Below are 19,364 nucleotides of genomic sequence, written 5' to 3'. Positions count from 1 at the left end.
CGGAAACCAGCCTGATTTTCACTTGGATGCGAATGGTACCACAAATGGTGACGTTTTGCGCTGCATCAAGCGCAAGATCACGTCAATTATTTGTCGCAGGCGCGTCATCCGCCGCCGGCTGATCCTGAGCCGGAGCGCCATCGGCGGGTGCGGCGTCCTTGCCGAGGATGCGGGCGCGGATCTGCGGCTCGATATCGGCGGGCAGCACGGCTTCGAGGCGGGCGACCAGAGTGTCGAGGAAAGGCTTCGATTTCGCCTGCGTCACCCACGCCGGCTGGGCGTTGGCGGCCACCAGCCAGTTCCAGAACGCGACGGCGACGACGAGCAGCAGGATGCCGCGGGCGGCGCCGAACAGGAAGCCGAGCGTGCGGTCGAGCGCGCCGATGCGGCTGTCGATGATGAAATCGGCGATCCGCGTGGTGATGAACGAGATGACGATCAAAGCGATGATGAAGATGGCACCGGCGGATGCGGCGATCGCGATGCGCTCGTCACTGAGATGCGGCTTCACATAGGGCAGGACCAGCGGGTAGAGGTAATAGGCGGCGGCAACGGAGCCCGCCCAGCTTGCGATCGACAGCACCTCGCGCGAAAAACCGCGAACCATGGCAAGCACGGCGGAAAACAGCGTCACACCGATGACGATACCGTCGAAAATCGTGATGGGCATATATGATCTACTCCAGACTTGCCGACTTCAAGACTTGCCGGCTTTAGCCCGGCGCCCCGCCTTACCGCAGCCGTCATACATCAGCGGGCTTGTTAACGGAAGATCAATCATCTTCCGGCGTTTGCCTCAGCCTGGACGCGGAACCGGCGATGCGTGACACAAGGTCCGGCAGGTCTTCGATCGTCGCCCAGCGTCCGTTCGCACCCTTCGGCATTTCCGCGGACGTCGCCGGCAGCATCGCGCCTGCAAAACCAAGTTTCTCAGCTTCCTTAAGGCGTTGGGCGGTCTGCGAAACCGGCCGCACCGCCCCCGAGAGGCTGATTTCGCCGAAATAGACGCAATCGGCCGGCAGGGCAAGGCCGGCGAGCGACGAGACCAGCGCGGAAGCAACCGCAAGGTCGGCCGCAGGCTCGGTGATCCGGTAACCGCCCGCCACGTTGAGATAGACGTCGTGCTGTCCGAGCTTGACGCCGCAATGGGCCTCCAGCACCGCGAGAATCATCGAGAGGCGCGACGAATCCCAGCCGACCACGGCCCGCCGCGGCGTGCCGAGCGAGGTCGGCGCCACCAGCGCCTGCACTTCGACCAGAACCGGCCTCGTGCCTTCCATGCCGGCGAAGACGGCCGCGCCCGGCGATTTCGAGTTGCGCTCGCCGAGGAAGAGCTCTGACGGATTGGTGACTTCGCGCAGCCCCTTGTCGGACATTTCGAAGACGCCGATCTCGTCGGTCGGCCCGAATCGGTTCTTGACGGTGCGCAGGATGCGGTAATGGTGGCCGCGGTCGCCCTCGAAATAAAGCACCGCATCGACCATATGCTCGACGACGCGCGGGCCGGCGATCTGGCCTTCCTTGGTGACATGGCCGACGAGAACCATGGCAGCGCCCGTCTGCTTGGCGAAACGGATCATCGCCTGCACGCCGGTGCGCACCTGGGTGACGGTGCCGGGCGCCGAATCGGCGGTGTCGCTCCACAGCGTCTGGATCGAATCGATGATGACGAGATCCGGCCGCTTGCCGTCGCCGATCGTCGCGAGGATGTCCTCGACATTGGTCTCGGCGGCAAGCAGCACCTCGGTATTGGCGGCATCCAGCCTTTGGGCGCGCAGCCGCACCTGCGCCACCGCCTCTTCGCCCGAAACATAGATGATCCGGTGGCCGCGGCGCGACAGGGCGGCGGCGGCCTGCATCAGAAGCGTCGACTTGCCGATGCCCGGATCGCCGCCGACCAGCACCGCCGAACCGCGCACGAACCCGCCGCCGGTCGCCCGGTCGAGCTCGGAAATGCCGGTGAAGATGCGCGGCGCCTCCTCGGTCTCGCCCGACAGCGTGGTGAGCGCCACGGCGCGGCCCTTCTTCGGCATCTTGCCGGGACCGCCACCGATGCCGCCCATCTGGTCGTCTTCGATAATGGTATTCCACTCGCCGCAGCCGTCGCACTTGCCGGCCCAGCGGTTATGCACCGTGCCGCAGTTCTGGCACACGAATTGGGTTTTTGGTTTTGCCATGGGGAGTTCAGGTCAGTCTTTTTCTTGAGTCTGATAAAAGGGAAGAAAGTCTTCCAGGACGGCTTTCTGCCGGCCATGCAGGACGCGAAGGACGGTTATCTTTTCGTCGTCAATAAAAAAGTAGATGCATCGTTTTCGATAGAGGAATGCACGAAGGCCGGGGATAAAATTCCGCGTGCTCCCGGTTATTCCCAATTCCGCGATCCACTCGATCTTGCGGTTGATGTCATCGAGGAAGTTTTTTTGCAGTAACCGCGTCGAACTGGGCGATATACTCATAGATGCCGAGAAGATCGTTCAGAGCCTCGAGCGACATTTTGAGCTGACGTCGCCGCATTCTTCCGCTCCTCAGCCATCTGCAGGATATGCGCTGTCATCTCCTCGGCGCTGTTGAAGGCCATGACCCGTCCGGCATCGACATCGTCGATGCCTTGCTGGATCAGCCGCCGGAGTTCTTGAATTTCACCTTCCTCGCTGCCGAGCAGTCGCAAACCAGCCGCGACAACCTCGTCAGCATCCTTGTATCGACCGTCCTTCACCTGCTCTTCGATGAAGGCTTTATCGTCGTCACTGAGATGGATCTCGGTCATTTCGATCTCCTTTTGTTCTCGTATAGCACGGCGATTTTCCGCTTCCAAGAGGGTAGCTGCGAAAGCCACTTCACTCGTCGGGATAGATATACCGCCGCTCATAGCGCAGGCCGAGGCTGGTAAGCAGCTCATAACCGATCGTGCCGGCGGCGCGGGCGACGTCGTCGAGGGCGACGTTTTGGCCGAACAGTTCGACATAGTCGCCGGCTGCAATGTCCGAGGCCGGGACATCGGTGACGTCGAAGATCGTCAGGTCCATGGTGATGCGGCCGATGACCGGAACCTTGCGGCCGGCGACGAAGCCGAAGCCGCCGTCCTTGACGGTCTGGCGCAGCGGCACGCCGGAGCCGGAGAGCGCGCGTTTGTAACCGTCCGCATAACCGGCGGAGACGATGGCGAGCCGGCTGTCGCGGGCAAGCTGATAGGTGCCCCCATAGCTGACCGTCTCGCCCTTCCGGCCGTCGCGGATCTGGATGACGCGGGCTTCCGCCTTGGCAACCGGCTTCATCGGGTTCGGCACGCCGTTCACCGCCTCGCCGCCGTAAAGAGCGATGCCGGGGCGGGTGAGGTCGAAATGATAGTCAGGTCCCAGAAAGATCCCGGCCGAGGCGGAAAGACTCGTTTCAATCCCTTCGAAAGCCTCCGCAACCCTCTGGAAAGCCGAAAGCTGTTTCTGGTTGAGGGGCGAGGAGGGCGTGTCGCCGCTATGGAGGTGCGACAGCACCAGGACCGGCGAAAAGCTCGCCGGCCGCGACACGTCGTCGGCGAAGGCGATCGCATCCTCGAGCGGCAGGCCGAGCCGGTTGAAGCCGGTATCCACCTGCAGGGCGCAGGGGTGGTCGCCATACTCGGCCGTTACGCCCATCCAGAAGGCGAGCTGTTCCTCCGAGGCGAGAACCGGTACCAGGTCGTGTTCGAAGAACATCCGCTCCTGGCCGGGCCAGATCCCGGAAAGCACATAGATGCGGGCGTCCGGCGCATAGGCGCGCAGGGTGACGCCCTCCTGCACCACCGCCACGAAGAAATCCCGGGCGCCGGCCTCATACAGCGTCGTGCCGCAATCCTCCAGCCCCAGCCCGTAGGCGTCCGCCTTGACCACGGCCGCCGCCCGCGCCGTCCCCGAGCGCCGTGCCATCTCCCGCCAGTTGTCTGCAAGCGCGCCGAGATCGACCGTCAGCCGGACGGGCGCGATATCGAAATCGTCGGGATAGGAAAGCTCGCTGTCGAAATCGGTCATGTCGGCTCGTGGGGAATGAGGACGGTTGCAACGATCCTACCGGTTTCGAAGGCAGGAAAAAGACCGCGCCGGCAAAATCCTTTGCGCTGCACAATCTTTTGGGCCGTGGATGCCGCAGACCCGTCACAAGCGCTGGAATATGCCGGCCCCCCTCTGGCCTGCCGGCCATCTCCCCCTCAGGTGGGGAGATCCGCTGGGCGCCTGCTCACAGTCTCACGTCGAGCCTCTTCCATCCGAGCGCTGTCCCGCCTGAGGTTTATTGGGAGCGAAGGTCGTGCCGCGGATAATCTCCCCACCTGAGGGGGAGATGGCCGGCAGGCCAGAGGGGGGCGGGCTGGCTCAAATATTGATGATGAACACCCAATCGCTCAGGCGATCCTACACTCACCATCGGCGGAAAAAGACATTGCCCACCGATCAATGCTCTTCGTACTGAGTAAAGCTCGGGTCGGCCAAATCGGCGAAGCGGGTGTATTCGGACTGGAAGGCGAGCTTGACGGTGCCGGTCGGTCCGTGGCGCTGCTTGGCGATGATCACGTCGGCCGTGCCCTTCACCTTATCCATCAGCGCTTCCCATTCGGGATATTTCGGGTCGGCGATGTCGCGGGGTTCCATGTTCTTGACGTAATATTCCTCGCGGAACACGAACAGAACCACGTCGGCGTCCTGCTCGATCGAGCCCGATTCGCGAAGGTCGGAGAGCTGCGGGCGTTTGTCGTCGCGGCTTTCCACCTGGCGCGAGAGCTGCGACAGGGCGATGATCGGCACGTTCAGTTCCTTGCCCAGCGCCTTGAGGCCGGTGGTGATCTGGGTGATTTCCTGCACGCGGTTGTCGCCCTTGCCGGCGCCGGTCATCAGCTGAATATAGTCGACCACCAGGCAATCGAGGCCGCGCTGGCGCTTGAGGCGGCGGGCGCGGGCGGAAAGCTGGGCGATCGAGATGCCGCCGGTCTGGTCGATGAAGAGAGGAACCTTCTGCATCATCTGACTGCAGGCGACCAGCTTTTCGAAATCCGCCTCGGTGATGTCGCCGCGGCGGATCTTCGAGGAGGAAACTTCCGTCTGCTCGGAAATGATACGGGTGGCGAGCTGTTCGGCCGACATTTCGAGCGAATAGAAGCCGACGACGCCGCCGTTCTTGGCCTTGAACGAACCGTCCGGCTGCACTTCCGGTTCGTAGGAGGCGGCGATATTGTAGGCGATGTTGGTGGCAAGCGAGGTCTTGCCCATGCCGGGACGTCCCGCGAGCACGATCAAGTCGGAGCGCTGCAACCCGCCCATCTTGCCGTCGAGCGACATGATGCCGGTCGAGATGCCGGAGAGATGGCCGTCGCGTTCGAAGGCCTGGCCGGCCATGTCGATGGCAAGCGCCACCGCGTCGTTGAACGACTGGAAGCCGCCGTCGTAACGGCCGTTTTCGGCCAGTTCGAAAAGGCGCCGTTCGGTATCCTCGATCTGCGTCTGCGGCGGCATGTCGAGCGGCGCGTCGAAGGCGATGTTGACCATGTCCTCGCCGATGGTGATCAACGCCCGGCGCAGCGCCAGGTCGTAGATCGCCCGGCCATAGTCTTCCGCGTTGATGATCGACACGGCTTCGGAGGCGAGGCGCGCCAGATATTGCGCCACCGTGAGGTCGCCGACCTTGTCGTCGGCCGGCAGGAAGGTCTTGATCGTCACCGGATTGGCGGTCTTGCCCATGCGGATGATGTCGCCGGCGACCTCGAAGATCTTGCGATGCAGCGGCTCGTAGAGATGGACGGGCTTCAGGAAGTCGGAGACGCGGTAATAGGCGTCGTTATTGACCAGGATCGCGCCGAGCAGTGCCTGTTCGGCCTCGATATTGTTCGGGGCTTCGCGGTAATGCGGCTCCGCCGGCTGGACGTTGGCGAGCTTGCGTACTGCGTCGTTCATGGTCTTTTCCGTTCTGTCCCTTACCCCGGCAGTAGCCTTAAAGGCGTCCGGTCTGTCACGAAACGGTAATCTTGATTCCCACAGTAGTTCACAGGCCAAAGCACTGCATGAAGCAAAAAACGGTCGGAAACCGTGAATCTATTTGACTGTGCTCCCGGAGCGAATCGACTCGGATTTCTCTCTTTTTATAGCCCGAAAAAGACAAAAAAACGCCCGGGCCTTTGCAGGCCGGGCGCTCTTTGAAATGTCCGGGAGACGAGGATTATTCGTCGTCGCCGAAGCCGTCGGCTTCCGGATCGAAGAAATCTTCCGGACGCAGGGCATCTTCGTCGACGCCGTAGATGGCGTCGGCCGAGGTGAGGCTTTCACCCTGGGCCTGACGTTCGGCTTCTTCCGCCGAGCGGGCGACGTTCAGCTGAACCGAAACTTCGACTTCCGAATGCAGGTGCAGGGTGACCTTGTGCAGGCCGATTTCCTTGATCGGCGTGTTGAGGTCGACCTGGTTGCGGCCGATGGTGAAACCTTCGGTTGCCAGCGCATCGACGATGTCGCGAGCAGCGACCGAGCCGTAGAGCTGGCCGGTTTCGCCGGCGGCGCGCACGACGATGAAGGACTTGCCGTCGAGAACTTCGGCGACCTTGGAGGCTTCGCCCTTGCGCTCGAGGTTGCGGGCTTCGAGCGTCGCACGCTCGGATTCGAAGCGCTTCTTGTTGGCTTCGTTGGCGCGCAGCGCCTTGCCAAGCGGCAGGAGGTAGTTACGGGCAAAGCCGTCGCGGACCTTGACGGTTTCGCCCATCTGGCCGAGCTTCGGCACGCGTTCAAGCAGAATGACTTGCATGGTTAGGTTTCCTTTCGATCAGTCAATTCTTGTTGTCGGTCTTGTTGTCGGGGCTCGCGCCGCCTTTCAGCGGGGTCAGCGCGATCGTCCGCCGTGTATCGGAAAGCCCCAGGATGAGGATCGCGATCGCCGGCAGGACAAGCATGGAAGAGAGGTAGCAGAGGACGAGGACCGGGATGCGCCAGTCCTTGCCGAGGCTGCGGAAATGTAAGGAGGCGAAGCCCGCCAGCAGGAAGCCGGCACCGAACGTGCCGCAGATGGTGGCGCCGATCATCGCCGGAACGCCGCCGAGGAAGGCAAGCACGATGCCGCCGAGGAAGATGAAGATCGCATGCCGGTTCATGCGCAGCGCCGACGGCATGTCTTCGCGCGGCCGCAGCGCCCGGCCGGAGCGCGAGACGATGCGCACGGCGATGTAGAAGGAGGCAAACAGCAGCGCCACCCACACGCCACCCTGGACGAGTGGCAGCATCAGCACCAGAAGCGCCTTGGTCTGCGCCATGCCCGCGGCTTCCGGCGTGAAGGCCGGTTCCTGGGCCTTGAGGGCGGCGGTCATGGCGTCGACCAACTGGTCGGTGAGTTCCGGACCGTAGCCGATCGCAACCCCCAGCGCGATGACGGCGAGCGTCACCAGGCCGCAGAGATGCAGGAGGATGTCCGAGATCGGATACCAGGCCATCAGGTTGTCGGGACCGCCGAGTTCGGAGGCGGGACGCGCCAGATTGGCGAGATGCGACAGCCAGCCCGCCGGGATCAGCGTGAAGACCGCCATGGCGACCGCAAACAGCGGCGAAACGAGGATCGCACCAAGGGCCGCGGCCGTCACGATGCCGACGATCGCGGCGCGATTGCCCCAGCCGAGGCCGGCGATGAAGATCGGGAGCGAGGAGGCGGCGTAAAGCAGGGACGCAAAAGACATCTGCGCATTCGCACCCAGCACGAGCAGGGTGGCGGCAATGCCGGCGAGAATGCCGGTGGGCAGCACTGTCTGGTTCTTGTTCGTCACGGTCTCGCTGTCCTGCTTTTTGAAGCAGTTAGGGGACAAGTCCTGAATCAGTGTCTCAGGCACTTCATCCCCAACATGGGGTTTTGAAAGGTTCCGATCCGCGCCCATCGCGGAAGGGATGGACCCGCTGACTTTTGATCAGCGGGTCCGGTATTCGAAAATTACGCTACGACGTAGGGCAGCAGGCCGAGGAAGCGGGCGCGCTTGATCGCCTGGGCGAGTTCGCGCTGCTTCTTCTGGGAAACGGCCGTGATGCGCGACGGAACGATCTTGCCGCGCTCGGAAATGTAGCGCTGCAGGAGGCGAACGTCCTTGTAGTCGATCTTCGGCGCATTGGCGCCCGAGAACGGGCAGGTCTTGCGGCGGCGATGGAACGGACGGCGTGCCTGGGAGGAGGATGTGTCAGCCATGGTCTTTTCTCCTTAGCCTTTATTACGCACGGTCTTCGCGCGGACGGCGCTCGAAGCCGCCTTCACGCGGACCACGGTCCGGACGGTCGCCGAAGCCGCCTTCGCGGCGCGGAGGACGGTCGCCGAATTCGCGGCGCGGGCCACGGTCGTCGCCATCGCGGCGCGGACGGTCGTCACGGTCGCGCTTCTGCATCATCGCCGACGGGCCTTCTTCATGCTTTTCGACGGCGATCGTCATGTAGCGAAGAATGTCTTCGTTGATGCGCATCTGGCGTTCCATCTCGTGCACGGCCGGAGCCGGTGCGTCGATGTCCATCAGCGCGTAATGAGCCTTGCGGTTCTTGGCGATGCGGTAGGTGAGGGACTTGAGGCCCCAGTTTTCAATGCGCCCGACCTTGCCGCCGTTAGCTTCGATGACGCCCTTGTACTGTTCGACGAGGGCATCAACCTGCTGAGCGGACATATCCTGCCGGGCAAGGAATACGTGTTCGTAAAGAGCCATGTAAGCTTTGCCTTTTCTTGCGGTTGTCTACCCGGACCTCGGCGGCTAAGCCTCAACGACTGCTCCTGAACGGGCGAACCCAGGCAAGAAAAGTGTTGTATCGAGACGGTCGAGAGCGGAGACACGGGAGGCTTGGACCCTGTGGTCCCTGCGGCTTCCTTTTGAGAAACCTGCCCTCCGTTCAGCCACCAGCCAGAAGACCGGGTGTTTCGAACAGCGCGCTTATACGGATTTTTGCAGCGATGGCAAGGGGAAGGTTCGAAATCCGGCGTTCAGCCCGTTCCCGGCCCTAGTCCGGGCTCCAGTCGCCGCCTGCCTCCTGGCTTCGGCTGATGCGATAGCCGACGCTTTCGAGCAGTTGTTCGGCGTTCAGAAGCATCGCCGCGGTCACCAGTGTCGAATCCCTGATCGCTGCCCCTAGTCTCAACTGGTCGAGGGCGAGAAGATGGAGCCTGCGCACCGGCTGGTCGCCGGTTTCGAGCTTCCGCAACTCGTCCAGCGGCAGGTCCAGTTCCGAGGCAAGCTCCTTCTGCGTCAGTTTGAGTTGCTTTCGACGCCTTGCGAACTCTCTTCGGGGCAGAACGGATTGCATGGCTTCGGCGCGTCGCTCCGGATCTGGAGGTGCACCGATTAGCGGTCTTTTTGCGGGCCGGAGCAAGTTGCCCATTGGAGGTAGACGGCTCCGGCCCTTGGGCGTCGCTGGAATGTCACTCGTTAGAGCGGCACCTTAGAGCGGCATTGGATAGAGCCGGTGAACCTTGGCGATATCGGCGAACACGTCGTCCGACAGCGTCAGGTCGGCGGCCGCCATGTCGTGCTTCAGCTGGGCCATCGACGTCGCGCCGATGATGGCCGCCGCCATGAACGGGCGCGACAGGCAGAAGGCGAGCGCCATCTGGGCAAGGTCGAGGCCGTGCTTGGCCGCGACCTCGATATAGGCCTTCACCGCCGGCTCCTGATAGGGTGTCAGGCGGCCGCCGAGATCCTTGTTGATCGTCGCGCGCGATCCTTCCGGCCTTGCGCCGTTCTGGTACTTGCCGGTCAGCAGGCCGGCGGCGAGCGGCGAATAGGCCATCAGCCCGACGCCCTCGTGATGGGCGACTTCCGCAAGGTCGAGATCGAAATGCCGGTAGAGGAGATTGTATTCGTTCTGTAGCGAGGCGATGCGCGGCAGGGCCTTCTTCTCGGACAGCCGCAGGTATTTCATGGCGCCCCAGGCGCTTTCGTTGGACAGGCCGACGGCGCGGACCTTGCCTTCCTTGACCAGGTCGCCCAGCGTTTCGAGGATTTCGGCGATTTCGGCAGCGGCCTTGTCGCGGTCCTGCGCCGAAACGTCGAAGGTCCAGGAGTTGCGGAAATGGAACGTGCCGCGGTTCGGCCAGTGGATCTGGTAGAGATCGAGATAATCGGTCTGCAGGCGCTTCAGGCTGGCATCGACCGCCTCGCGGATGGTGGCGGATTCGATGTCGCGCCCTTCGCGGATGTGCGGACGCCCGCCGCCGGCGATCTTCGTGGCGAGGATGAGGTCCTTGCGCTTGGCCGCGTTCTTCTTCAGCCAGGTGCCGATATATTCTTCGGTCCGGCCGTAGGTGGCGGGGCCGGCCGGAGTCGTCGGATAGAGTTCGGCAGTATCGAAGAAGTTGATGCCGTTCCCGAACGCGTAGTCCATCTGCTCATGGGCTTCGGCCTCCGTATTCTGGGTGCCCCAGGTCATGGTGCCAAGGCAGATTTCCGACACGGACAAGTCCGTGCGGCCGAGTTTCCTGTACTTCATCGAGATGGGATCCTGTCGTCAAAAAGTCGGCGGCACTCTAAGCGGGATTTGACGAAGCGCAAGGGGACAACAGGTCGGAAAAGGCCCGGAAAACCGCGCCGCCCTTGACTCTCCGGGCCGGAATGTGAATGGAGAGGGCAAAACATAAGGGAAGGAAATCATCCCCATGAGCACTATCGCATTCACGTTCCCCGGCCAGGGCAGCCAGGCCGTCGGCATGGGCAAGGATCTGGCGGAAGCTTTCCCCGAAGCCCGCGCGGTCTTCGATGAAGTCGACGAGGCGCTCGGCCAGAAGCTTTCCGACATCATGTGGAACGGCCCGGAAGAAACGCTGACGCTGACCGCCAACGCGCAGCCGGCGCTGATGGCCGTCTCCGTTGCGGCGATCCGGGTGATGGAAGCGCGCGGCCTGAAGCTCGCCGACAAGGTTTCCTTCGTCGCCGGTCATTCGCTCGGCGAATATTCGGCGCTCTGTGCCGCCGGCACTTTTTCGTTGGCCGATACGGCGCGGCTCCTGCGCATCCGCGGCGATGCCATGCAGTCGGCGGTTCCGGTCGGGCAGGGGGCGATGGCCGCGATCATCGGCCTCGAACACGGCGACGTCGACGCCATCTGCGCCGCAGCGCGGGATGCCGGCGTCTGCCAGATCGCCAACGACAATGGCGGCGGCCAGCTGGTCATCTCCGGCTCCAAGGCGGCGGTCGAGAAGGCGGCAGGGCTCGCGACCGAAAAGGGCGCCAAGCGCGCCATCATGCTGCCGGTTTCCGCACCCTTCCACAGCGACCTGATGGCGCCGGCCGCCGACGCCATGCGCCATGCGCTCGACAAGGTCGAGAAGAACAACCCGGTCGTTCCGGTCGTCGCCAACGTGCGCGCGGTGCCGGTCTACGACGCCGACGAGATCGCCACTCTGCTGGTCACCCAGGTGACCGGCCAGGTGCGCTGGCGCGAGACCGTGGAATGGTTCGGCGCCAATGGCGTGACCACCCTTTACGAGATCGGCTCGGGAAAAGTGCTGACCGGCCTTGCCCGCCGCATCGACAAGAATATCTCCGGCATTGCCGTCAACACGCCGGCCGATATCGAAGCCGCGCTCACAGCCATTCTCGGCTGAAACCAAAGACACGCGAAGGAACACGATCATGTTTGATTTGACCGGCCGCAAGGCATTGGTGACGGGCGCAACCGGCGGGCTCGGCGAAGAGATCGCCCGGATGCTGCACAAGCAGGGCGCCACCGTCGGCCTGCACGGCACGCGCGTCGAGAAGCTCGAAGCTCTGGCCGCCGAGCTCGGCGACCGCGTCAAGATCTTCCCGGCCAATCTCTCCGATCGCGCCGAGGTCAAGGCGCTCGGCGAGAAGGCGGAGGCCGAGCTCGAAGGCGTCGACATCCTCGTCAATAACGCCGGCATCACCAAGGACGGCCTGTTCGTGCGCATGAGCGACGACGACTGGGATGCGGTGCTCGAAGTCAACCTCACGGCGGTCTTCCGCCTGACCCGCGAGCTCACCCATCCGATGATGCGCCGCCGTTACGGCCGCATCATCAACATCACCTCCGTGGTCGGCGTCACCGGCAATCCGGGCCAGACCAATTACTGCGCCTCCAAGGCCGGCATGATCGGTTTTTCGAAGTCACTCGCCCAGGAAATCGCCACCCGCAACGTGACGGTCAACTGCGTCGCGCCGGGTTTCATCGACAGCGCCATGACCGGCAAGCTGAACGACAAGCAGAAGGAAGCGATCCTCGGCGCCATTCCGATGAAGCGCATGGGCGCCGGTTCGGACATCGCGTCTGCGGTTCTTTATCTCGCCTCCAGCGAGGCGGGTTACGTCACCGGACAGACCCTGCATGTCAACGGCGGCATGGCGATGATCTGATTGAGCCCAGGCATTGGAAAAACACGTTGCAATCGGTTGTTGGCAGCTGTGCAATGGAACAAATTCTGGCTTTGCTGAACACGGAAACCATGTTAAGCGGGCCATGACTGTGAATGGTCACCCTGAAATGCAGGCCGTCACATTGCGTGAAAGCGATGAGACCGGAACCTGAAAAAGGGGAGAACGGGTTTGCCCGCATCGCCGCTGAACAAGCGGCGGTCGCAGGTTTTTAACAGGGTGCGGATGCCATTCGGGCATTCGATAAAGACAAAGGTCGAGGAAACCGACATGAGCGATATCGCAGAACGCGTGAAGAAAATTGTTATTGACCACCTCGGCGTCGATGCCGACAAAGTCGTCGAAGGCGCAAGCTTCATCGACGATCTCGGTGCGGACTCGCTCGACACCGTCGAACTGGTCATGGCTTTCGAGGAAGAATTCGGCGTTGAAATCCCCGACGACGCTGCGGATTCCATCCTGACCGTCGGCGACGCTGTGAAGTTCATCGAGAAGGCCCAGGCCTGATCGACCCGACATATAGGGGATGACGCCGCAAGGCAGATCCCGCAAACGGCCCGCTTGTTCGGGCCGTTTCAGCAATTGGGGCCTGAACGCCCTGACATTGAGAAAAGAATATAGGGTAGGGCACTGGCGATGAGACGGGTCGTTATCACCGGTACCGGCATGGTATCTCCTCTCGGATGTGGAACGGAAATCAGCTGGTCGCGTTTGCTGGCCGGCGAAAATTCCGCCCGCGTCGTCACTGAATTCGAGGTCGAAGACCTTCCCGCAAAGATCGCCTGCCGCATTCCTGTCGGCGACGGTTCCGATGGCACGTTCAACGTCGACCAGTGGATGGAGCCGAAGGAACAGCGCAAGGTCGATCCCTTCATCATCTACGGCATGGCCGCCGCCGACATGGCGCTCGAAGATGCCGGCTGGCATCCGAAGACCGACGAGGACCAGATCGCCACCGGCGTGCTGATCGGTTCGGGCATCGGCGGTCTCGAAGGCATTGTCGAGGCAGGCTACACGCTGCGCGACAAGGGCCCGCGCCGTATCTCGCCATTCTTCATTCCCGGCCGCCTGATCAACCTGGTCTCCGGCCAGGTGTCGATCCGCCACAAGCTTCGCGGTCCGAACCACGCGGTCGTCACCGCCTGTTCCACCGGCGCGCACGCGATCGGCGACGCGGCCCGGATGATCGCTTTCGGCGATGCCGAGGTGATGGTCGCCGGCGGCGCGGAATCGCCGATCTGCCGCATTTCGCTTGCCGGTTTTGCCGCCTGCAAGGCGCTGTCCACTCAGCACAACGACGATCCGCAGAAGGCCTCGCGCCCCTATGACCGCGACCGCGACGGTTTCGTCATGGGCGAGGGCGCCGGCATCGTGGTTCTGGAGGAGCTGGAACATGCCAAGGCGCGCGGCGCCAAGATCTATGCGGAAGTGGTCGGCTACGGACTTTCCGGCGACGCCTTCCACATCACCGCCCCGTCCGAAGACGGCGACGGCGCCTTCCGCTGCATGACGGCGGCGCTGAAGCGTGCCGGCATCGCGGCCTCCGAGATCGACTACATCAACGCCCACGGCACCTCGACCATGGCCGACACGATCGAGCTCGGCGCGGTCGAGCGCCTGGTCGGCAATGCTGCTTCGAGGATCTCGATGTCGTCGACCAAGTCGGCGATCGGCCATCTTCTCGGTGCCGCCGGTGCGGTCGAGGCGATCTTCTCGGCGCTCGCCATCCGCGACAACATCGCACCGCCGACGCTCAATCTCGACAATCCCGATGTCGAGACGGCGATCGACCTCGTGCCGCACACGGCGCGCAAGCGCGAGATCAATGTGGCGCTGTCGAACTCCTTCGGTTTCGGCGGCACTAACGCATCGCTCGTGCTGCGCCGCTACGACGCCTGATCTTTAGGCCCCGATCTTTCGGGGTCTGATCGTTTCGGGCCTCGAAACACATGCCGGCTGGACTCGCGAGCCGGCTCGTATCATCTTCTGGACCTGTTTTTCGCCGCATTGGTTGGCCAAACAGCGGGTCGAAAGTCTTTGAGTCTGTGGGGGCGTTAACCCCGGGGGGCGCGGTTGAACGATACGAATCATGTCAGTGAACTGCCGCCCGGCAATGGCAGAGGGCCGATCATTCCGAAATCACCGAACGAGGCGTTGAAGCCCGAACGCGTGCCGGAACCGCCCCGCCGTTCCAGGAAGGCGCGCAGCCAGCTCGTCATCTTCCTGAATTTCGTGATGACCATGGTCGTGGTTCTCTGCGTGATCGGGATTGCCGGCTTCTACTACATGATCTCGGCCTTCCAGCAGCCCGGACCGCTCGAAGCCAACACCCATTTCATGGTCCGCCCCGGCAACGGGCTTTCGGAAATCGCCACCAATCTCGAACGCAACGGCATCATTTCCGATGCGCGCGTCTTCCGCTACGTGACCGCGACCTACCTGCGCAAGGGCGACACGCTGAAGGCCGGCGAATACGAGATCAAGGCCCGTGCTTCGATGAAGGACGTGATGGGCGTGCTGGAGGAGGGCAAGTCGATCCTCTATTCGGTCGTGCTGCCGGAAGGCCTGACCGTGCGCCAGATGATGCTGCGGCTTGCCGAGGATACGGTGCTTGAAGGAGACCTGCCGTCCGAGCTCCCGGCCGAGGGAAGCCTGAGGCCCGATACCTACAAGTTCTCGCGTGGCAGCAAGCGCGCCGACATCATCCAGCAGATGCGCATCGCGCAGCAGAAGATGGTGGACCAGATCTGGGAACGCCGCGATCCGGACCTGCCGATCAAGACCAAGGAAGAATTCGTCGTGCTCGCCTCGATCGTCGAGAAGGAGACCGGCAAGGAAGACGAGCGCGCCCATGTGGCCTCCGTCTTCATGAACCGCCTGCAGCGCGGCATGCGCCTGCAATCGGACCCGACGATCGTCTACGGCATCTTCGGCGGCGAGGGAAAACCCTCCGACCGGCCGATCTTCAAGTCCGACCTCGCCAAGCAGACGCCCTACAACACCTATCAGATAAAAGGCCTGCCGCCGACGCCGATCTCCAATCCCGGCCGTGCCGCGCTGCAGGCGGTGGCCAATCCCTGGCGGACCAAGGACCTCTATTTCGTGGCCGACGGCACCGGCGGGCATGTGTTCGCCGCGACGCTCGAGGAACACAACGCCAATGTCCGCCGTTGGCGTAGAATGGAATCCGAGCGCGCCGCCAACCCCGAAGTGGTGGACGGCCAGCCGGATGGCGACGAAGCGGAAAAGCCGCCGAAGAGCAACTGACCGCTTCCTTTTAAAGAGTATCTGGAGAGACCGATGACCCTGCAGTCCATGACGGGTTTTGCCCGCAGCGAAGGCACCAGCGGGCGCAACCGCTATGCCTGGGAACTGCGCTCGGTGAACGGCAAGGGCCTCGATATCCGCCTGCGCCTGCCGGCCGGCCTCGAACGGCTGGAACCGGACGTCCGGCGGCTGATCTCGGAAAAGTTTTCCCGCGGCAACCTGCAGGCCACCCTCAACCTGACCATCGCCGAGACCAAGGTGGAGGCGGTGCTGAACCGCGATGCGCTCGCCGCCGTGCTGGCCTTGCGCGAAGAGCTCGGCGACCTCGTCGACCCGTCGCCGCTCAGGCTCGACACGCTGATGGGCATTCGCGGCCTGGTCGACATCCGCGAGGCGGAAGAGGACGATGAGACGGTCGCCGCCCGCGACGCCGCGATCCTTTCAAGCCTCGACGAGGCGATCGGCCACCTGCAGCGGATGCGCGAAGGCGAAGGGGCGGCATTAGCAGTCGTGCTCAAGAGCCAGGTCGCCCGCATCGGTGAGCTTGCCGGGATCGTCGAAACCGATCCCTCCCGCACGCCCGAGGAGATCGCCCGCAAGCTCTCCTTCCAGCTCGCAGCACTTCTGCAGGAGGCGCCGACGCTCGATCGCGACCGACTGCATGCGGAAGCGGCCCTTCTCGCCACCAAGGCGGACCTGCGCGAAGAGATCGACCGGCTGAAGGCGCATGTGGCGGCGGCCGGCGAGCTGATCGACAAGGGCGGCCCGGCGGGGCGCCGGCTCGATTTCCTTGCACAGGAATTTAACCGGGAATCGAATACGATCTGTTCGAAGTCCAACTCGGCCGCGGTCACCGCCGCGGGCATCGAGTTGAAAGTCGTCATCGACCAGTTCCGCGAACAGGTCCAGAATCTGGAGTAAGACATGAACCCGGCCCCATCGTCGCCCGTGAAGATCGCCCGGCGCGGGCTGATGCTGGTTCTGTCCTCGCCCTCAGGCGCCGGCAAGTCGACCATCGCCCGCAATCTCCTGGACACGGACCGCAGCCTCGGAATCTCGATCAGCGTCACCACGCGCGCCAAGCGGCCGAGCGAGATCGCCGGCAAGCACTATCATTTCATCTCCGTGCCGCAATTCGAGAAGATGCGCGACGCCGGCGACCTGCTGGAATGGGCAGAGGTGCATGGCAATTTCTACGGCACGCCGCGCGAGCCGGTGGAACAGGCGATGAGCGAAGGCCGCGACATGCTGTTCGACATCGACTGGCAGGGCGCCCGGCAATTGCAGGAAAAGATGGCGGCGGACGTCGTCTCCATCTTCGTGCTGCCGCCGACCATGACCGAGCTGCAGTCGCGCCTGCACCGCCGCGCCGAGGACTCGGAAGAGGTGATCCGCACCCGCCTTCTCAACTCCCGCGCCGAGATCGAGCACTGGCGCGAATACGACTACGTCATCGTCAACGACGATCTAGACGAGGCCTTCGGCCACGTGAGCTGCATCGTCAACGCCGAACGCATCCGCCGCGACCGTCGCCATGGCCTGTTCGATTTTGTCAGCGAACTTTTGACGGAAGAGCCGAAGCTTTAGGCGGCGGCGGGGCGGTTCGCTCGCCGAACGGCAAGGCGTCACCCGCCGCTCGCGGTCCTTCATCATCGGCATTAAAGAGACTTGTCGCGCGCCGTCGTCTGGTGTAACTGGCGAATATCGCGAAAAGCGACCGCTTCCCTTGATCCGCTCAGTGGCGGAGTAAACAGGTGGACGAATTGGCGTCCAGGCGGTCAAGCACACCCCATCCATGTCATTTGAGCGTGGATCGGCCAGCGTTTTCCAGAACCACACACGCCTGACACGCGTCGGGCCTAACCGCAAGCCACTGGCGCCTGGCGGCGTTGCATGCTTGCGTCGAATGGAACGCACCATGAACAGATCTCTTGTCGTCATTTTCACTGCCATTGTCCTCGATGCCGTCGGCATCGGTCTCATCTTTCCGATCCTGCCAGCGCTGCTCCGGGACGTCACCCATGCCGAGGACGTGGCGCCCTATATCGGCACGATGACCGCTCTTTATGCGGTCATGCAATTCATCTTCGCGCCGGTGCTCGGCGCCCTCAGCGACCGGCTGGGCCGCCGGCCGGTTCTGCTGATCTCGCTGGGCGGAGCGGCCATCAACTACGTGTTCCTGGCGTCTGCGACCAGTCTCTGGATGCTGCTGATCGGCCGCGCCATCGCGGGCCTCACCAGCGCCAACGTCTCCGTGGCGACCGCTTACATCACCGACATTTCTCCCGAGGACAAACGCGCCCGCCGTTTCGGCCTGTTCAACGCCATGTTCGGCCTGGGCTTCATCATCGGCCCCGTCCTCGGCGGCGTGCTGGGCGATTACTGGCTGCGGCTCCCCTTCATTGCCGCGGCTTCTCTGAATGCCGGCAATCTCATGCTGGCCTTCTGGATGTTGCCGGAGTCGCGTGAACCCAGCCGGGAGAAGATCGACCTCAGCGCACTCAACCCGCTTCGACCGCTGCGCTGGGTATTTTCGGTGAAGAGCGTGCTGCCGGTCATCTTCATCTTTTTCATCTTCAGCGCCACCGGCGAGGCCTACGGTACCTGCTGGGCATTGTGGGGTGGCGATGCCTTCCAGTGGAACGGGCTGTGGATCGGCCTTTCGCTCGGCACGTTCGGTATCTGCCAGACGGTTGCGCAGGCCTTCCTGCCGGCGCCGGCCGTGAAGCTGCTCGGCGAGCGCGCCGCCATTCTGACAGGCATTGCCGGCGTATGCATCGCGCTGACCGTCATGGCCTTCGCGACCCAAAGCTGGATGATCTTCGCGGTCATGCCGGTTTTCGCCCTCGGCGGCATCGGCGTGCCGGCGCTGCAGTCCCTGGCGACCCGGCAGGTGGACGAGAGCCGCCAGGGCCAGTTCCAGGGCGTGCTGGCGTCGGCCGTCAGCCTGGCTTCGATCGTCGGCCCGCTGGCTTTCTCGAGCATCTATTTCGTCGTGAGGGATGAATGGCCCGGCGCGATCTGGCTGTCGGTGGTTGCCGTTTATGCGGCGAGTATCCCGCTGGTTCTCGGCTTGCGGCTCGAGAAACCGGCAGCGGTCGTGACGGCGTAAGGCGTCCATCGGACGTTATTCGCCTGAGGTCGCGGCTTCACCGGCAGCGCCTCGCCGACGATGATTTGCCGCTCAGGCGCGGCAGATGCCAGGCCGCCCTTATCGGTTTGGTACGGCGAGCAGTTTGGCGATAGCCAATTGCTGAGGCACGGTACAGGGAAAAGCAGGCCGATCGGATGAGGCCTGCTTTTCGCCATATTGCTCAGCGGACGTAAACGGTCCGGCTTCCGTCGGCTGCGACGCCGATGTCCACGACATTGTTCAGTTCGACATCGTTCCGAATGAGCATGGCCCGCAGGCCGGGTTCCGTGCGGATTTCATGCTGTGCGGCGAGGATGTCGGCCTTGGAAGGGTTGGTCGCGGCATCCGGCATGTAAGGCTGATCAATCTCCGGGTCGACATAGACGATGCTGGCATTGCTGTCGGGCAGGGCATGATGGATCTGCTTTGCATAGGCTCCTCCACCAGCAAGGGTTGAGAGGACAAGAGCGCCAATAACGGTGGGGGCGTTGATAAGCGAGCGCATCACATATCTCCTTCTGAGATTGCAAACGAGCTTCCGGGCGGCTGTCTATACTGTCGCGTCACGGTATTCACCGCCGGCAATACCAGCCTGCGGATCAATTTAACTCCATTTGGCGC

General features: G+C 63.1%; 21 protein-coding genes. 9 read left to right on the top strand and 12 right to left on the bottom strand.

From position 1 onward, the window contains the following. Nucleotides 1-82: 82 nt before the first annotated feature. Nucleotides 83-670 (bottom strand): CvpA family protein, encoded by a 588-nt coding sequence (locus J2X76_RS01330; RefSeq protein WP_113129982.1) that lies wholly within the window; start codon nt 668-670, stop codon nt 83-85. A 103-nt stretch (nt 671-773) separates the two neighbouring features. Beyond that, nucleotides 774-2,177, bottom strand: a complete 1,404-nt coding sequence (gene radA, locus J2X76_RS01325; protein ID WP_310212256.1) for a DNA repair protein RadA — start codon at nt 2,175-2,177, stop codon at nt 774-776. A 24-nt stretch (nt 2,178-2,201) separates the two neighbouring features. Here radA and J2X76_RS01320 point away from each other — a divergent pair, with 24 nt between their 5' ends. Beyond that, on the top strand, nt 2,202-2,429 hold the full coding sequence (locus J2X76_RS01320; RefSeq protein WP_310212252.1) for a hypothetical protein: 228 nt from the start codon (nt 2,202-2,204) through the stop codon (nt 2,427-2,429). Between the two features lie 23 nt (nt 2,430-2,452). On the opposite strand, the gene J2X76_RS01315 is transcribed toward J2X76_RS01320, so the two are convergent. The 9 genes from J2X76_RS01315 to J2X76_RS01275 all read right to left on the bottom strand — a co-directional run bounded on the left by J2X76_RS01315 (nt 2,453) and on the right by J2X76_RS01275 (nt 10,445). Further along, nucleotides 2,453-2,767, bottom strand: coding sequence for a type II toxin-antitoxin system ParD family antitoxin (locus J2X76_RS01315; RefSeq protein WP_113129985.1), 315 nt, complete (start codon nt 2,765-2,767; stop codon nt 2,453-2,455). A gap of 70 nt (nt 2,768-2,837) precedes the next feature. Next, nucleotides 2,838-4,004 carry an alanine racemase gene (gene alr / locus J2X76_RS01310; RefSeq protein WP_113286040.1) on the bottom strand — a complete coding sequence of 389 codons (1,167 nt, stop codon included), beginning with the start codon at nt 4,002-4,004 and terminating at the stop codon, nt 2,838-2,840. Between the two features lie 417 nt (nt 4,005-4,421). Further along, on the bottom strand, nt 4,422-5,915 hold the full coding sequence (locus J2X76_RS01305; RefSeq protein ID WP_113129987.1) for a replicative DNA helicase: 1,494 nt from the start codon (nt 5,913-5,915) through the stop codon (nt 4,422-4,424). Nucleotides 5,916-6,177: 262 nt separating this feature from the next. Next, entirely contained in the window at nt 6,178-6,753 is a 576-nt protein-coding gene (rplI, locus tag J2X76_RS01300) for a 50S ribosomal protein L9 (protein ID WP_113129988.1), read from the bottom strand. Between the two features lie 22 nt (nt 6,754-6,775). Beyond that, on the bottom strand, nt 6,776-7,759 hold the full coding sequence (locus tag J2X76_RS01295; protein ID WP_113286054.1) for a DUF2232 domain-containing protein: 984 nt from the start codon (nt 7,757-7,759) through the stop codon (nt 6,776-6,778). 161 nt (nt 7,760-7,920) lie between these two features. Continuing rightward, a complete protein-coding gene (gene rpsR, locus J2X76_RS01290) occupies nt 7,921-8,169 on the bottom strand; it encodes a 30S ribosomal protein S18 (protein ID WP_003496832.1) in 249 nt (82 codons plus the stop codon). A 22-nt stretch (nt 8,170-8,191) separates the two neighbouring features. Further along, nucleotides 8,192-8,671 (bottom strand): 30S ribosomal protein S6, encoded by a 480-nt coding sequence (gene rpsF, locus J2X76_RS01285; RefSeq protein ID WP_113129989.1) that lies wholly within the window; start codon nt 8,669-8,671, stop codon nt 8,192-8,194. Between the two features lie 289 nt (nt 8,672-8,960). Then, on the bottom strand, nt 8,961-9,263 hold the full coding sequence (locus J2X76_RS01280; protein ID WP_162732369.1) for a helix-turn-helix transcriptional regulator: 303 nt from the start codon (nt 9,261-9,263) through the stop codon (nt 8,961-8,963). Between the two features lie 135 nt (nt 9,264-9,398). Further along, a complete protein-coding gene (locus tag J2X76_RS01275) occupies nt 9,399-10,445 on the bottom strand; it encodes an aldo/keto reductase (protein ID WP_113129991.1) in 1,047 nt (348 codons plus the stop codon). 166 nt (nt 10,446-10,611) lie between these two features. On the opposite strand from J2X76_RS01275, the gene fabD reads away from it, so the two are divergent. The 8 genes from fabD to J2X76_RS01235 all read left to right on the top strand — a co-directional run bounded on the left by fabD (nt 10,612) and on the right by J2X76_RS01235 (nt 18,722). Beyond that, the gene (gene fabD, locus J2X76_RS01270; RefSeq protein ID WP_113286037.1) at nt 10,612-11,559 is read left to right on the top strand and encodes an ACP S-malonyltransferase; all 948 of its coding nucleotides are present in this window, start codon (nt 10,612-10,614) and stop codon (nt 11,557-11,559) included. A gap of 28 nt (nt 11,560-11,587) precedes the next feature. Next, nucleotides 11,588-12,325 carry a 3-oxoacyl-[acyl-carrier-protein] reductase gene (gene fabG / locus J2X76_RS01265; protein WP_037080776.1) on the top strand — a complete coding sequence of 246 codons (738 nt, stop codon included), beginning with the start codon at nt 11,588-11,590 and terminating at the stop codon, nt 12,323-12,325. 288 nt (nt 12,326-12,613) lie between these two features. Next, nucleotides 12,614-12,850: an acyl carrier protein gene (locus tag J2X76_RS01260; protein WP_003502080.1), complete on the top strand. Its 237-nt coding sequence runs from the start codon at nt 12,614-12,616 to the stop codon at nt 12,848-12,850. 129 nt (nt 12,851-12,979) lie between these two features. Further along, a complete protein-coding gene (gene fabF / locus J2X76_RS01255) occupies nt 12,980-14,242 on the top strand; it encodes a beta-ketoacyl-ACP synthase II (protein WP_113129994.1) in 1,263 nt (420 codons plus the stop codon). 174 nt (nt 14,243-14,416) lie between these two features. Beyond that, nucleotides 14,417-15,610 carry an endolytic transglycosylase MltG gene (gene mltG, locus J2X76_RS01250; RefSeq protein ID WP_113129995.1) on the top strand — a complete coding sequence of 398 codons (1,194 nt, stop codon included), beginning with the start codon at nt 14,417-14,419 and terminating at the stop codon, nt 15,608-15,610. Between the two features lie 33 nt (nt 15,611-15,643). After that, nucleotides 15,644-16,531, top strand: coding sequence for a YicC/YloC family endoribonuclease (locus J2X76_RS01245; protein WP_113129996.1), 888 nt, complete (start codon nt 15,644-15,646; stop codon nt 16,529-16,531). A gap of 3 nt (nt 16,532-16,534) precedes the next feature. Further along, nucleotides 16,535-17,197 (top strand): guanylate kinase, encoded by a 663-nt coding sequence (gene gmk, locus J2X76_RS01240; RefSeq protein ID WP_113129997.1) that lies wholly within the window; start codon nt 16,535-16,537, stop codon nt 17,195-17,197. Nucleotides 17,198-17,516: 319 nt separating this feature from the next. Beyond that, nucleotides 17,517-18,722, top strand: coding sequence for a TCR/Tet family MFS transporter (locus J2X76_RS01235; RefSeq protein ID WP_310212239.1), 1,206 nt, complete (start codon nt 17,517-17,519; stop codon nt 18,720-18,722). Between the two features lie 202 nt (nt 18,723-18,924). On the opposite strand, the gene J2X76_RS01230 is transcribed toward J2X76_RS01235, so the two are convergent. Continuing rightward, on the bottom strand, nt 18,925-19,248 hold the full coding sequence (locus tag J2X76_RS01230) for a hypothetical protein (protein ID WP_113286036.1): 324 nt from the start codon (nt 19,246-19,248) through the stop codon (nt 18,925-18,927). Between the last annotated feature and the right edge of the window lie 116 nt (nt 19,249-19,364).

It is taken from the genome of Neorhizobium sp. 2083 (assembly GCF_031455615.1).
Classification (GTDB): domain Bacteria; phylum Pseudomonadota; class Alphaproteobacteria; order Rhizobiales; family Rhizobiaceae; genus Neorhizobium.
This window is presented reverse-complemented; position numbering and strand designations above follow the sequence as displayed.

Bases quoted from the DNA above. Each gene is read 5' to 3' on its own strand.
- fabG (WP_037080776.1), top strand. From the start codon at position 11,588: ATGTTTGATTTGACCGGCCGCAAGGCATTGGTGACGGGCGCAACCGGC.
- radA (WP_310212256.1), bottom strand. From the start codon at position 2,177: ATGGCAAAACCAAAAACCCAATTCGTGTGCCAGAACTGCGGCACGGTG.
- rplI (WP_113129988.1), bottom strand. From the start codon at position 6,753: ATGCAAGTCATTCTGCTTGAACGCGTGCCGAAGCTCGGCCAGATGGGC.
- J2X76_RS01235 (WP_310212239.1), top strand. From the start codon at position 17,517: ATGGAACGCACCATGAACAGATCTCTTGTCGTCATTTTCACTGCCATT.
- rpsF (WP_113129989.1), bottom strand. From the start codon at position 8,671: ATGGCTCTTTACGAACACGTATTCCTTGCCCGGCAGGATATGTCCGCT.
- J2X76_RS01275 (WP_113129991.1), bottom strand. From the start codon at position 10,445: ATGAAGTACAGGAAACTCGGCCGCACGGACTTGTCCGTGTCGGAAATC.
- J2X76_RS01245 (WP_113129996.1), top strand. From the start codon at position 15,644: ATGACCCTGCAGTCCATGACGGGTTTTGCCCGCAGCGAAGGCACCAGC.
- rpsR (WP_003496832.1), bottom strand. From the start codon at position 8,169: ATGGCTGACACATCCTCCTCCCAGGCACGCCGTCCGTTCCATCGCCGC.
- J2X76_RS01330 (WP_113129982.1), bottom strand. From the start codon at position 670: ATGCCCATCACGATTTTCGACGGTATCGTCATCGGTGTGACGCTGTTT.
- J2X76_RS01305 (WP_113129987.1), bottom strand. From the start codon at position 5,915: ATGAACGACGCAGTACGCAAGCTCGCCAACGTCCAGCCGGCGGAGCCG.
- J2X76_RS01260 (WP_003502080.1), top strand. From the start codon at position 12,614: ATGAGCGATATCGCAGAACGCGTGAAGAAAATTGTTATTGACCACCTC.
- J2X76_RS01315 (WP_113129985.1), bottom strand. From the start codon at position 2,767: ATGACCGAGATCCATCTCAGTGACGACGATAAAGCCTTCATCGAAGAG.
- J2X76_RS01280 (WP_162732369.1), bottom strand. From the start codon at position 9,263: ATGCAATCCGTTCTGCCCCGAAGAGAGTTCGCAAGGCGTCGAAAGCAA.
- fabD (WP_113286037.1), top strand. From the start codon at position 10,612: ATGAGCACTATCGCATTCACGTTCCCCGGCCAGGGCAGCCAGGCCGTC.
- J2X76_RS01230 (WP_113286036.1), bottom strand. From the start codon at position 19,248: ATGCGCTCGCTTATCAACGCCCCCACCGTTATTGGCGCTCTTGTCCTC.
- alr (WP_113286040.1), bottom strand. From the start codon at position 4,004: ATGACCGATTTCGACAGCGAGCTTTCCTATCCCGACGATTTCGATATC.
- gmk (WP_113129997.1), top strand. From the start codon at position 16,535: ATGAACCCGGCCCCATCGTCGCCCGTGAAGATCGCCCGGCGCGGGCTG.
- fabF (WP_113129994.1), top strand. From the start codon at position 12,980: ATGAGACGGGTCGTTATCACCGGTACCGGCATGGTATCTCCTCTCGGA.